Source organism: Ruegeria sp. AD11(2025), from assembly GCF_056542405.1.
Genome location: NZ_JBQFZU010000009.1, coordinates 47,179 through 60,514, shown reverse-complemented (window position 1 = coordinate 60,514; position 13,336 = coordinate 47,179). Strand labels below are relative to the sequence as shown.

The following is a 13,336-nucleotide window of genomic DNA, read 5'->3' as shown; positions in this document are numbered from 1 at the left end:
TTCATGTGTGGTATTGTAGGTGTTTTGGGTCAGCACGAAGCCGCCCCAATTCTTGTTGAAGCTTTGAAGCGGCTGGAATATCGCGGATATGACAGTGCTGGCATCGCGACTGTTGACAACGGCGCCTTGGGGCGTCGTCGGGCGGTCGGAAAGCTCGTGAATCTAAGCGATCTGTTGGTGCATGATCCACTACCCGGCAAATCCGGAATTGGACACACCCGTTGGGCGACCCATGGCGCGCCTTCGGTCACAAACGCCCACCCACACAGGGCAGGCCCTGTTGCTGTTGTGCACAACGGTATCGTCGAAAACTATCGCGAGTTGCGAGCCGAATTGGCCGAGCACGGTGTAGGTTTCGCCACCGAAACCGACACCGAAACCGTAGCCCTGATGGCTGAGCACTTCCTGAAAACCGGCCTGTCCCCGGTTGAGGCGGCTTTCCAGACCATCGACAAGCTGCAGGGCGCCTTTGCGCTGGCCTTTCTGTTCGACGGTCAGGATGACCTGATCGTCGCGGCCCGAAAAGGCTCGCCCCTGGCTATCGGGCATGGAAACGGCGAGATGTACGTGGGCTCTGACGCAATTGCGCTGGCTCCATTGACCGACCGCATCACCTATCTGGAAGAAGGTGACCGAGCGGTGGTGACCCGCACCTCGCTTGATATCCGCAACGAGGCCGGAGAACTGGCCAACCGCGAAACCCGCCGCATTAAGTTGGACCAGACGCGGGCTGACAAGGCGGGCCACAAACACTTCATGGCCAAGGAGATTGCCGAACAGCCCGTGGTGGTGGCCGAGGCGATCCGGTCGTACATGCCTACCGGCGGGGACAAGGTCGTCCTGCCCGATGATCTGGATTTCACCAAGCTTGACCGCCTGACCATGGTCGCCTGCGGCACCGCTTTCTATGCCTGCCTGACGGCGAAATACTGGTTCGAACAATTGGCCAAGATGCCAGTCGAGGTCGATATCGCCAGCGAGTTCCGGTATCGCGAGCCGCCGATACCGGGCCGGACGGCGGCGCTGTTCGTCAGCCAGTCGGGCGAAACAGCCGACACGCTGGCCGCGCTGCGCTATTGCGAGGGCAAGGCCGACAAAGTCGTGTCGGTGGTCAATGTCCGCGAAAGCTCGATTGCGCGGGAAAGCGACATTGCCCTGCCCATCCATGCGGGTGTCGAGATCGGCGTCGCCTCGACCAAGGCGTTTACCTGTCAATTGAGCGTATTGCTGATGCTGGCGCTTAAAGCCGCTGCGGATCGGGGAACGCTGAGCGACGAAGAACTAGCCGATCACGCCGCAGCGTTGCGCTCTCTGCCGACGGTACTCAACGCCGCGCTGGACCAGAACCAGGCCATCAAGAAATCCGCTCAGCGCTTGTCCGAAGCGCGCGACGTGTTGTTTCTGGGGCGCGGCCTGATGTATCCGCTGGCACTGGAAGGTGCGTTGAAGCTCAAGGAAATCAGCTATATCCACGCAGAAGGTTATGCATCAGGTGAACTGAAACACGGCCCCATCGCCCTTATTGACAAGCATATGCCGGTGGTCGTCATGGCCCCGCGCGATGCAGTGTTCGACAAGACCGTTTCGAACATGCAAGAAGTGATGGCGCGCAAGGGTAAAGTCATTCTGGTCTCGGACGATGACGGTGTTGCCGAGGCGGAAGACGGCGTCTGGAGAACCATCCGTATGCCTCGTGTACACCCCAGCCTAGCCCCGATCCTGTATTCCGTCCCGGCGCAGCTGCTGGCCTATCATACGGCCGTGGCGAAAGGCACGGATGTGGACCAACCGCGCAACCTGGCGAAATCTGTCACGGTGGAGTGAAGAATGGCCAAGCAATTCCCGGAACTGGATGACGCCCAGCAAAAGTTCATCACAGATCAGCACATCTTTTTCGTCGGCACGGCGGCACCTGACGGGCGGGTGAACATCTCGCCCAAGGGGATGGACTCGCTGCGTATTCTGGGGCCCAACCGGATTGTCTGGATGAACCTGACCGGCAGCGGCAATGAAACCGCTGGGCATTTGCTGGAAACCAATCGCATGACACTGATGTGGTGTTCCTTCACCACGCGCCCACTGATCCTGCGCACTTATGGGACTGCGCGCACGTCGCATGTAGGCGACGCTGGCTGGGACGAGCTGGCCGATCTGTTTCCGGACCACCGCAGCGCGCGGCAGATCTATGATCTGCATATCGATCTGGTTCAGACCTCCTGCGGCTATGCGGTGCCGTTCATGGAGTATCAGTCCGATCGGGACACCATGCAGAAATGGGTGGACGGAAAGTCGGACGACGACATCCGCGCCTATTGGATGGAAAAAAACCAACAGACCATCGACGGCAAACCGACCCGCGCCGACTAATTCGATGCTGGACACCTATCTGGATCAGATCAAAGCCCATGCGGACGCCGAGCGTGCTGAGCAGATGGCGGCCTATCACAAGGCCGACCGTCCTTATCTTGGCGTCGGCAACCCGGTACTGAATGACCTGACCAAGGCATGGCGTCAGGAACTGGACGTGCCTGCGCGCGTCGAACTGGCAGATGCGCTCTGGCAAACCAACGTCCACGAAGGTCGCCTGGCTGCAGCCAAACTGCTGACACAGGCCCGCATTCGCCCTGACGAGGCTGTCTGGGAACTTCTGCAAAGCTGGCTGTCCGATTTCGACGCTTGGGCTGTGGCCGATCACGCCTGCATGGCGATGCAGAAACGTCTGTCAACCGACCCGTCCCGGCTGGATCAGGTCGAATGTTGGACAACGTCGGATCATATGTGGACGCGGCGCGCAGCGCTGGTGGCCACGCTGCCCTGGACGAAACAGAACCACCCGAAACCCGAGGATCTGGCGCGTCGCGACCGCATCCTTGGCTGGGCGTCGGGCTTTGTCCCTGACCGCAACTGGTTCATCCAGAAAGCCATTGCATGGTGGCTGCGCGAGCTATCGAAACATGACCCGGACCGAGTGATTGCCTTTCTGGCATCACATGGCGAGGCAATGAAGCCCTTTGCCCATCGCGAAGCCGGAAAGTACCTGAAAAATCAGTTGGAATAGACCTCAAGTTCGACCAACTCGTCAAACGGCAACAATAAAGCCCGCATCGCGTCCAGCGACAACCGGCTGCCGCCACTCTCCGGCCCCGGGGCCGGGACCAGAGTGATATAGGCTTGCGACCCGGTTTTCGGCACTACCACGCGACCGGTGAATTCAGTATCGACCAGCGGTGTTTCCAACCACCGTCCTGGCGTCGTCGGGTCCCCCAATCCGGCAATGGTGGTCTTTGCACCAACCCAGCTTGCAGGCGCGACCGCAACCGGTTCCGGTTCGACCGTTTCCTCAGTCACGACCTCTTCCGCCTCGGCGGGTGCGCTACCCGCCCCCAATACACGATCTGTTGTCGACCGCACGGTGTCGCATCCCGCAACCAGAACGCACAAAGTCAAAAGCGTATATCTCATGCCGCCAGCTTACCGCCCTGTGCGCATCTGTACCAGCGCAAAGGAAATTTCGCCCTTGTCGGAGATGGGTCCCGGCTTTACCTATGTCGCATGACTGCTCCGCTTATCGACCCGTTCGCACGTGCGATTACCTATCTCCGCGTCTCCGTCACGGACCGCTGCGATTTCCGCTGCGTGTACTGCATGTCCGAGGATATGAAGTTCCTGCCGAAGAAAGACCTGCTGACGCTGGAAGAGCTGGACCGCATGTGCACCACCTTTGTGAAGTTGGGTGTGGAAAAGCTGCGCATCACCGGTGGCGAGCCGCTGGTGCGCCGTAATATCATGACGTTTTTCAACAGCATGACTCGCCATCTGGACAGCGGCGCGTTGAAAGAGCTGACGCTGACCACCAACGGTTCGCAGCTGCATCGCTTTGCAGATGATCTCTATGCAGCGGGCGTGCGGCGCGTAAATATCTCGCTGGACACGCTCGACGAGGACAAATTCGCGCAGATCACGCGATGGGGCCGCCTGAAACAGGTGCTCAACGGAATCGACGCAGCGCAAAAGGCTGGACTGCGGATCAAGATAAACGCGGTGGCCCTGAAGGGATTCAACGAAGTAGAATTGCCCACGATCACGAAATGGTGCGCCGAGCGCGACATGGACCTGACCTGGATTGAGGTCATGCCGATGGGCGACATCGGCAACGAGGATCGGCTGGATCAGTATTGGTCGCTGAAGGACGTGCGCAAGGAATACGAAAACCACTATTCGGTCACCGATCTGACCGAACGCACCGGCGGACCCGCGCGCTATGTCCGGCTTGAAGAAACCGGGCAAAAGATCGGCTTCATCACGCCGCTATCGCATAATTTCTGCGAAAGCTGTAACCGCGTGCGCCTGACCTGCACCGGCGAATTGTACATGTGCCTCGGCCAAGAGGACATGGCCGATCTGCGTGGCGCTTTGCGTGACCATCCCGACACCGAGCAACCGCTTGAGGATGCGATCCGCGCCGCGATCAACCTCAAGCCCAAAGGCCATGATTTCGACTATTCCCGCCAAGCGGTCGACGGCCAAATGAGCCGTCACATGAGCCACACAGGCGGCTGACATGCCGGATCAGCAGAGCCAGCCGACGCTGCTCTACAACTTGTATTGCGGCCTGACCGCCGTTGCAGGCCCGCTGGTCTGGCGCACGGTGCGGAAAAAACTGCGGGCCGCCGACGTTCCCGAAACACGACAACAAGAACGACTGGGCCACGCCAGCCTGCCCCGCCCCAGCGGCCGCCTTATATGGTTCCACGCGGCCAGTGTCGGGGAAACCTTGTCGGTGATCAGCCTAATTAAGCGGTTGGGAGAGCGCCTGCCCGATGCCGAGTTTCTGATCACCTCTGGCACACCGACCTCAGCAGCGCTGATTGAAAAACGCATGCCGCCGCGCGCGCGCCACCAATTCCCGCCCCTCGACATGCCCGGCCCCGTCCAGCGCTTTCTGGATCACTGGCGCCCGGACGCCGGTATCTTTGTCGAAAGCGAAATCTGGCCGCGCCTGATTGTCGAAGGCGCGACCCGTGGTATCCCGCTTGCGCTGCTCAATGCGCGCCTGTCGGACAAATCCGTAGAGGGTTGGAAGAAACGCCCCGACACGGCGCGCTTCATTCTGGACCATTTTCGCCTGTTCCTGACTCAGAATGACAAGACGGCGGCAAACCTGATCGGCATGGGCGCGCGCGCAGACCGTGTTCAGCCCGGCACGAACCTCAAGGCGATGTCCGATCCTCTGCCGGTGGAGCAAACCACACTGTCCGACACTCGCGCGCAGGTCGGAGATCGCCCCGTCTGGATCGCCAGCTCGACCCATGCGGGCGAAGAGGAAACCGTGCTGGAGGCTCATGCGGATTTGCTCAATCGATGGCCCGATCTGCTTTTGTTGCTGATCCCCCGCCACCCTGAACGCCGCAATGACGTGGCCGCGCTGATTGAGCAGGCCGGACAAACCGCAGCATTCCGGTCTGCCGGGGATCAGATCACCGGAGAAACGCAGGTCTACGTGGCTGACACTCTGGGTGAGACCGGCACATGGTACGCCCTTTGCCCCGTTGTGTTTCTGGGCGGATCACTGAAAGAAATCGGCGGCCACAACCCGTTCGAACCCGCACAGGCCGGAGCCGCAGTGATCACAGGACCGGGCTACTTCAACTTCGCCGAAACCTATGCCCCGTTGATCGAAACAGGGGGAGCCCTGCAAGTCCAATCCGCCCCCGATCTGGCCGCCGCCGTAGCAACCTTGCTGTCGGATCAAGACGCTCTGGAGACGGCGCGCAGCGCTGCAAAATCCTGCGTGAACACCCAAAAATCCGCACTGGATTCCATCGTCGAAACGCTCTGTACCCAGCTCAGCTTGTATGACCGGGATCCAGCTTCATCGGGCTATTAATTTCCCGGCTGTGCGGGGACCGAGCCCCCGCCCTGCCCATCAAGCCGCAGGCATCCGCTGCTCAACGATCCCGGCCCACCAACTGCATCCGGCAGGAATCGCTTCATCGTTGAAATTGTATTCGGGATGATGCACCGCTGCTGTATCGCCATTGCCGACCAGAATATACGCCCCCGGCCGTTCCTCGAGCATAAAGGCAAAATCCTCACCGCCCATGATCAACGGCGCCTCATCACAACTGCCGGAAATGGATCGCGCGACATCTGCGGCGAAATCGGTCTGCTCGTCGCTGTTCACCATCACCGGATAACCCCGGTAATAGGTCACCTCGACGGTCCCGCCAAAGGTTGCGGCCACACCGTTGCAGATCTCCTTGATGCGCTTTTCTGCCAGATCCCGCATTTGCGGGCTCATCGTACGGACGGTCCCTTTCAATTGCACCGTCTGCGGGATCACGTTGAATGCCGTAGTCGAGGTCTCAAATGATGTTACCGAGATCACAACCTGATCCACCGGATCGGCATTGCGCGCGGCGACTGTCTGCAAGGCCAGCACCGCTTGCGCGGCCATCACGGTGGTATCTACGGTCTCATGCGGCTTGGCTGCGTGCCCGCCTTTGCCTTCGAATGTGATGTCGAACTGATCGGTGGCGGCAAAGAAAGCGCCCGGACGAATGGCAAAGCTGCCCACGGGGCGGCCGGGCCAATTGTGCATCCCGTAAACCTCCTGAATGCCCCAGCGGTCCATCATCCCGTCTTCGCACATCTCGCGGCCGCCTCCGCCGCCCTCTTCCGCCGGCTGAAAGATCACAACAACAGTGCCGTCGAAGTTCCGTGTTTCCGACAGGTATTTCGCCGCTCCCAGCAACATCGCCGTGTGCCCATCATGGCCACACGCGTGCATCGCCCCTTCGGTCTTGGAGGCATAGTCCAACCCCGTTGCCTCGTGGATTGGCAACGCATCCATGTCCGCCCGCAGGCCAATCACCTTGCCGCCCGTATCAACCTTGCCCTTGATAACACCAACGACACCGGTGCGGCCGATGCCGGTCACCACCTCATCGCAGCCGAACTCCTTTAGCTTGTCCGCGACCAATGCGCTGGTGCGATGAGTCTCGAACAGAATCTCGGGGTTTTCATGAATATCGCGGCGCCACTCGGTGATTTCACTCTGCAGTTCGGCGAAGCGGTTCTTGATCGGCATAGTCATCTCCCAACTTGTTCTTTTGACCGGGGTACATCCCAGCGTAGTCGCGGCGTCAGTCCAAAGGCGCAGGCCGCAGCGCGCCAGATAACAGGACAATCAGAATGGCCAAAGGCAGCAAAGCCGTGAACGCCAGTCGTAATGTAAGCATCTCTGCCAGAAACCCAATAAGCGGTGGGCCGATCAACAACCCTCCGTACCCCAGCGTCGCCACACTGGCGATGGCCTGCCCCGGCGGCACGTGCGGATCATTCGCGGCCCGGCTGAAGGCCAGCGGCATGATTACGGCATAGCCAACGCCCATCAGCGCAAAGCCTGCCAGCGCCAGCCCTGCCTCTGCTGCCGAGACCACAATTAACACGCCCAACGCCGCGCAAACGCCGCCGAAACGGGCAATGGCAACGGGGCCAAAGCGGGCGATCACGAAGCCCCCGGCCAGCCGGAAGGCCACCATGGTCACCGAAAACACAGCGTACCCAAGGGCCGCGATGCTTTCCGCTGCTCCGGTTACATCGCGCAGGAATATCGCGCTCCAATCCGCCACGGCACCTTCACCCAATGCGCCGCACAGGGCGGTGAAACCCACAAGGATCAGCGCACCGGAGGGTAGTGCAAAAACCGCGCCCCCTGGCGACACGGCCTTGCGGGACGACCAGCGCACCCAGGACAATGCCAACGCCAAGGCCACGACCGCGCCACCAGCCAGCAAAAAATGCTGCATCACCGTCAGTCCCATCTGTACCGCGCCAAACCCACTGAGCGCACCCAGTCCGGCCCCAAGGCTCCACATCGCGTGAAACGAGGACATGACCGGCTTGCGATAGGCCTGTTCCACTTCGGCCGCCCAGGCGTTCATCGCCACGTCCATCGAGCCATGAAAGGCCCCAAATACGAACAGGAACGCTGCCAGCGTCCAGAACCCTCCCGCCATGGCCAGCAGGATCAGAGACAGCGTGTAGAGAACCGCAATGACCCGCGTCAGCGCTACGGCGCCAAACCGGTCGGTCAGTCTCCCGGTGACGGGAAAGGAACACACCGCTCCAGCCGCCATGAACAAAAGGCCGTAGCCCAACGCCTCATGCGTCAGGTCCAGTTGGTCGCGCACAGCGGGGATACGCGACGCCCAAATTCCGAAAAGCGCACCGTTCAGGATGAACATGGCAGCCACGGCCCGCCACGCGGCCACAAGTCCGATCACCGGGTTTCCTTCGCAAACAGCGTCACTCGCCCCCGTTCTACAGGCTCGCGACGGATTGGCAAACGCCGTTCATTCCAGCCGCTTGCGGACCTGCCGGATAAAGAACCACACCGCCAGCACCACCGGGATCGTCACCGCCGCCGTCAGCATTCCCTTGCTCATTCCGGCCTTGGTCAGCGGGTACAGCACATAACTGACAAGCGAGACGGCATAATAGCTGATGGCCACCACCGAGAGCCCTTCGACAGTGTGCTGCAGACGCAGGGCCAGATCGGCACGGCGATCCATGCTTTCCAGCAGTGCCTGGTTCTGCGCGCTGCGCTCCACGTCCACCCGCGTGCGCAACAATTCTCCGGCCCGAATGGCCCTGTCTGAAAGCGCCTGCAGGCGACGCTCGGCGGCTTTCACAGTGCGCATGGCAGGATCGTAACGGCGCATCATGAAATCGGCGAAACTCTGGCGACCATCGAAACGCTCTTCCCGCAACACTTCGATCCGCTGGTTCACGATTGCCTCATATGCACCCGTGGCCCCGAACCGGAAGGAGCACTGGGCCGAGAGGGTTTCAAGCTCGGTCGAGGTAGACAAGAGATCGGGCAGCAATGCGTCGGGATGGGCCGAATTGTCGGTCATCTGCCCCATCAACCCGGTCAGTCTGCTGTCCAGCTCACCTATGCGGGACGTCAGTTGTTTGACCCGGGCAAAACCCAGCATCGACATCGCCTTGTAAGTCTCGATCTCACACAAGCGCTGAATGATTCGACCAGTCCTGCGCCGCCCGGTGCCCTCGGCGACAAACAGGGCAAAACGCATGTGACCGGCCGGATCGATACGGAAATCGCAGGCGCAAATGGCAGCGTCGTCCAGCACCCGCGCGACGGCCAGACTTTCGGGCTCAAACCAATCAGCCAGCGCCGCCTGAACCGCTTCATCCTCTTGCCGCTCGACCACCCGGATCATCGCCGAGGTAACCCGTTGGCCCGGGCTCGCCATCAACCAGTCGGGTGGGAAGACTTCGAAATCAGCCGGGTTGAAGGGACGGTCACTGACGTTTTGTGTAATCGCAGTGTAGGTGACGAATTCGGTATGCTGTTCCCATTTCAACCAATGACGGCCGATCCGCCCTGCATAGTGGGTGGCCTGAGGTTGAGGATGCTGCGCCCCGTGTCGATCCAACAGGTTGATCAGATGGGTCAGATCCTCATCCCGATCCCGCGCTGCAGCGGCTTCCGGCTTTTTAATCGCCAGAAAAACCACGGTGCACGGGGTACTCGCGACCGGAAAAGGGCGTGCGTGCAGCTCATTCGCCAAAACATAGCGCAGAGGATGGTCGTCGATGGGCGTCATTTGGGGCTCCGATTCATTCGGGCACTATAGGGGACATCAAAAATACATCAATTCTCTTTTATTTCATATACTTACATGGATACAACAGTATACACTATAGGCTATGTCATTGATTTGGCTGCCACAGCTCGATCGGATTGCCCTCGGGGTCGTTTATACGGGCGAGTTTTCCAACCTCACTGTCCCACTCGGCACGGGTTTCAACCTCAATCCTAGCGGCCTGCAACTGTGAGATCATCGTAGCCAGATCATCGACACGGAAATGGATCATCCATTGTTGCTCGGCCCGTCCAGAAAACTCGGTGTCCTGCGCGAATGGGGCAAACACCGTGTAGCCTTCGCGCTGCTTTCATGGCACCGGCTCGTAGTGATTGACGACAAGGTGCTTTTCATACCAAGCACTCAGGGCTTCGGGATCACGCGCGAGAGAGAACACCCCGCCTATACCATTCACTTTTTTGCATCACCGATCTCCCTGATTTGCGTTTCCCCAGGGTACCCGTCTGCTTAATCTGGCCAAAATTTCTTGGGGGGCTTTGAGGGGCAATGCCCTCCATTCATAAGAAAAAGAAAAGGGCGCCCGCAGGCGCCCTTTGCAATTTGGTTAAGCCTGTTGATCAATCGATCATCGGCAGCAGCTTGTCCAGCGACTGCTTGGCATCGCCATAGAACATGCGGGTGTTCTCTTTGAAGAACAGCGGGTTTTCGATGCCCGAATACCCGGTGCCCTGACCACGTTTCGACACAAACACTTGCTTGGCCTTCCAGCATTCCAAAACCGGCATGCCGGCGATGGGGCTGTTGGGATCTTCCTGCGCCGCAGGGTTCACGATGTCGTTCGAACCGATGACGATGGCCACATCCGTATCCGGGAAGTCGTCGTTGATCTCGTCCATCTCCAGCACGATGTCGTAAGGCACCTTCGCCTCAGCCAGAAGCACGTTCATGTGGCCCGGCAGACGACCCGCAACAGGGTGGATCGCAAACCGCACTTCCTTACCCTTGGCACGCAGCTTGCGGACAAGTTCCGAGACCGATTGCTGCGCCTGCGCTACCGCCATACCGTAGCCGGGGATAATGATCACGCTGTCGGCGTCATTCAGCGCGGCTGCGACACCATCGGCATCGATCGCCACCTGTTCGCCTTCTACTGCCATCTGCTCGCCCTGCGGGCCACCAAAGCCGCCCAGGATCACACTGACAAAGTGACGGTTCATCGCCTTGCACATGATGTAGGACAGGATCGCACCGGACGAGCCCACCAACGCACCAACCACGATCAGCAGGTCGTTGCCCAGCGAGAAGCCGATAGCCGCCGCCGCCCAGCCCGAGTAGCTGTTCAGCATCGATACAACAACCGGCATGTCGGCGCCGCCGATGCCCATGATCAGGTGATAGCCGATGAACAGCGCCGCCAGAGTCATCAGGAACAGCGGGAAGAAACCGCCCGAGGCGGTGTACCAGATAAGGCAGATCAGCGAGAGCCCCGCCGCCGCCGCGTTCAGCGCATGACCGCCGGGCAGCTTGGTCGCTGCAGACGTTACCTTGCCCGCCAGCTTGCCATAGGCCACGACCGACCCGGTGAACGTGATTGCACCGATGAAGACGCCCAGGAACAGTTCGACATGCAGGATCGACAGTTCCGCCGGGGTTTTCTTGGCGATCAGCTGCCCGAACCCTCCGAGACCGGTGTACAGCACCTCTTTCGAGGCATCCGCAACCGCCATCACTTCGGCGACGTTCAGAACTTCAAAATGCGCGTTGAAGCCCACGAACACAGCCGCCAGACCGACCAGCGAGTGCATCGCGGCCACCAGCTGCGGCATCTCGGTCATCTGCACGCGCTGTGCAACATACTGGCCAATGAAACCGCCACCAGCGATCAACAGCAGCGACAGCAGCCACAGGCCCGAACCGGGACCAACCAGCGTAGCAAAGACCGCCAGCGCCATACCGACGATGCCGTACCAGACCGCACGCTTGGCGCTTTCCTGGTTCGACAGACCGCCGAGCGAAAGAATGAAAAGGACAGCCGCAACGACATAGGCGGCAGTAGTGAAGCCAAATTCCATGTGCCCGGCCTCCTTAAGATTTCTGGAACATGGCGAGCATGCGCCGGGTTACGAGGAAGCCGCCGAAGATGTTGATCCCGGCCATGAAGACGGACAGCGCCGCCAGCAGAATGACCAGGAACGAGCCCGATCCGATCTGCATCAAGGCACCGACGATGATGATCGACGAGATCGCGTTGGTGATCGCCATCAGCGGAGTGTGCAGGCTGTGCGAGACATTCCAGATGACCTGGAAGCCCACGAAGATCGCCAGCACGAAGACGATGAAGTGCTGCATGAAGCTGGCCGGAGCGATCAGCCCCACCAGCAGCATCAGCGCGCCACCTACACCCAGCAGGGTGAACTGCTGCTTGGTCTGCGCCTTGAAGGCCGCAATCTCCTGCGCCTTTTTCTCTTCCGGGGTCAGCTCTTTGATCTCGGGTTTTTTCTGCGCCGCAATCGCCTGCACCTTGGGTGGAGGCGGCGGGAAGGTGATCTCGCCCTCATGGGTCACGGTCGAGCCGCGGATCACGTCATCTTCCATGTCATGGTTGATCTGACCGTCCTTCTCGGGCGTCAGGTCCGTCATCATGTGACGGATATTGGTCGCGTACAGAGACGAGGACTGCGCCGCCATCCGGCTGGGGAAGTCGGTATAGCCGATGATGGTCACGCCATTGTCGGTCACGATCTTCTCATCCGGCACAGTGCCTTCGACGTTGCCGCCACGTTCGGCCGCAAGGTCAACGATGACCGAGCCCGGCTTCATCGCCTTGACCATATCCTCCAACCACAGCTTGGGCGCCGGGCGGTTGGGGATCAGCGCCGTTGTGATAACAATGTCCACCTCCGGCGCCAGCTCACGGAATTTGGCCAGCTGCGCGTTGCGGAATTCCTCGGACTGGACCGAGGCATAACCGCCGGTGGCCGCACCGTCCTGTTGTTCTTCTTCAAAATCCAGATAGACGAACTCGGCCCCCATGGATTCGACCTGCTCAGCCACTTCGGGGCGCACGTCGAACGCATAGGTGATCGCACCCAGCGAGGTCGAGGTTCCGATGGCTGCCAGACCGGCCACACCCGCCCCGACGATCAGAACCTTGGCAGGCGGCACCTTGCCAGCTGCCGTCACCTGACCGGTGAAGAAGCGGCCGAAGTTGTTACCAGCTTCGATCACGGCACGGTAGCCTGCGATATTCGCCATCGAGGACAGCGCGTCCATCTTCTGCGCGCGGCTGATCCGAGGCACCATCTCCATGGCTATGACGTTTGCGCCCTTGGACTTGGCCAGTTCCATGCCCTCTTCGTTCCCAGCAGGGTTGAAGAAGGAAATCAACGTCTTGCCCTTGGTCAGTCGCTTCAGCTCGGCCTCGGTCGGGACCCGAACCTTGGCAATGATGTCCGAGGATTTCCACAGCGAAGCGGCGGTTTTGACAATCTCGACGCCTACGGCCTCGTACGCCGCATCCGAAAAGCCAGCAGCAGCACCCGCCCCTTTTTCAATGGCGCATTCATAGCCCAGTTTCTGCAACTGCACAGCCGAATCCGGGGTCATCGCGACCCGGTTCTCACCGTCCAGTATTTCCTTTGGTGTGCCTATCTTCACTGGCAGTCCCCCTAATTCTCGCTCGTTTCGAGTGTGTGGTCGGT

General features: G+C 60.1%; 12 protein-coding genes. 5 read left to right on the top strand and 7 right to left on the bottom strand.

Features of this window, described 5'->3' with window-relative positions; translation table 11 throughout:
* Nucleotides 1–3: 3 nt before the first annotated feature.
* From glmS to ACR1XY_RS10875, 3 genes are read left to right on the top strand one after another with little or no spacing between them, the layout of a single operon-like run.
* The gene (gene glmS, locus ACR1XY_RS10885) at nt 4–1,824 is read left to right on the top strand and encodes a glutamine--fructose-6-phosphate transaminase (isomerizing) (RefSeq protein ID WP_480593074.1); all 1,821 of its coding nucleotides are present in this window, start codon (nt 4–6) and stop codon (nt 1,822–1,824) included.
* Nucleotides 1,825–1,827: 3 nt separating this feature from the next.
* Nucleotides 1,828–2,367 (top strand): pyridoxamine 5'-phosphate oxidase family protein, encoded by a 540-nt coding sequence (locus tag ACR1XY_RS10880; protein ID WP_480593070.1) that lies wholly within the window; start codon nt 1,828–1,830, stop codon nt 2,365–2,367.
* Between the two features lie 4 nt (nt 2,368–2,371).
* The gene (locus tag ACR1XY_RS10875) at nt 2,372–3,058 is read left to right on the top strand and encodes a DNA alkylation repair protein (protein WP_480593067.1); all 687 of its coding nucleotides are present in this window, start codon (nt 2,372–2,374) and stop codon (nt 3,056–3,058) included.
* Here ACR1XY_RS10875 and ACR1XY_RS10870 read toward each other — a convergent pair.
* Nucleotides 3,046–3,462 carry a hypothetical protein gene (locus tag ACR1XY_RS10870; RefSeq protein ID WP_480593062.1) on the bottom strand — a complete coding sequence of 139 codons (417 nt, stop codon included), beginning with the start codon at nt 3,460–3,462 and terminating at the stop codon, nt 3,046–3,048. The two genes, ACR1XY_RS10875 and ACR1XY_RS10870, sit on opposite strands and share 13 nt — an antisense overlap.
* A gap of 90 nt (nt 3,463–3,552) precedes the next feature.
* On the opposite strand from ACR1XY_RS10870, the gene moaA reads away from it, so the two are divergent.
* Nucleotides 3,553–4,560 (top strand): GTP 3',8-cyclase MoaA, encoded by a 1,008-nt coding sequence (gene moaA, locus ACR1XY_RS10865; protein ID WP_480593057.1) that lies wholly within the window; start codon nt 3,553–3,555, stop codon nt 4,558–4,560.
* Nucleotide 4,561: 1 nt separating this feature from the next.
* Nucleotides 4,562–5,887, top strand: coding sequence for a 3-deoxy-D-manno-octulosonic acid transferase (locus ACR1XY_RS10860; RefSeq protein ID WP_480593053.1), 1,326 nt, complete (start codon nt 4,562–4,564; stop codon nt 5,885–5,887).
* 39 nt (nt 5,888–5,926) lie between these two features.
* On the opposite strand, the gene ACR1XY_RS10855 is transcribed toward ACR1XY_RS10860, so the two are convergent.
* The 6 genes from ACR1XY_RS10855 to ACR1XY_RS10830 all read right to left on the bottom strand — a co-directional run bounded on the left by ACR1XY_RS10855 (nt 5,927) and on the right by ACR1XY_RS10830 (nt 13,292).
* Entirely contained in the window at nt 5,927–7,090 is a 1,164-nt protein-coding gene (locus ACR1XY_RS10855; RefSeq protein ID WP_480593050.1) for a M20 aminoacylase family protein, read from the bottom strand.
* A gap of 55 nt (nt 7,091–7,145) precedes the next feature.
* The gene (locus tag ACR1XY_RS10850; protein ID WP_480593047.1) at nt 7,146–8,288 is read right to left on the bottom strand and encodes an MFS transporter; all 1,143 of its coding nucleotides are present in this window, start codon (nt 8,286–8,288) and stop codon (nt 7,146–7,148) included.
* Nucleotides 8,289–8,357: 69 nt separating this feature from the next.
* Nucleotides 8,358–9,635 carry a DUF3422 family protein gene (locus ACR1XY_RS10845; RefSeq protein ID WP_480593044.1) on the bottom strand — a complete coding sequence of 426 codons (1,278 nt, stop codon included), beginning with the start codon at nt 9,633–9,635 and terminating at the stop codon, nt 8,358–8,360.
* Nucleotides 9,636–9,741: 106 nt separating this feature from the next.
* On the bottom strand, nt 9,742–9,963 hold the full coding sequence (locus ACR1XY_RS10840; protein WP_480593041.1) for a VOC family protein: 222 nt from the start codon (nt 9,961–9,963) through the stop codon (nt 9,742–9,744).
* Nucleotides 9,964–10,252: 289 nt separating this feature from the next.
* Nucleotides 10,253–11,707: an NAD(P)(+) transhydrogenase (Re/Si-specific) subunit beta gene (locus tag ACR1XY_RS10835; protein ID WP_170400356.1), complete on the bottom strand. Its 1,455-nt coding sequence runs from the start codon at nt 11,705–11,707 to the stop codon at nt 10,253–10,255.
* Between the two features lie 13 nt (nt 11,708–11,720).
* Nucleotides 11,721–13,292, bottom strand: a complete 1,572-nt coding sequence (locus tag ACR1XY_RS10830; RefSeq protein ID WP_480593037.1) for a Re/Si-specific NAD(P)(+) transhydrogenase subunit alpha — start codon at nt 13,290–13,292, stop codon at nt 11,721–11,723.
* Between the last annotated feature and the right edge of the window lie 44 nt (nt 13,293–13,336).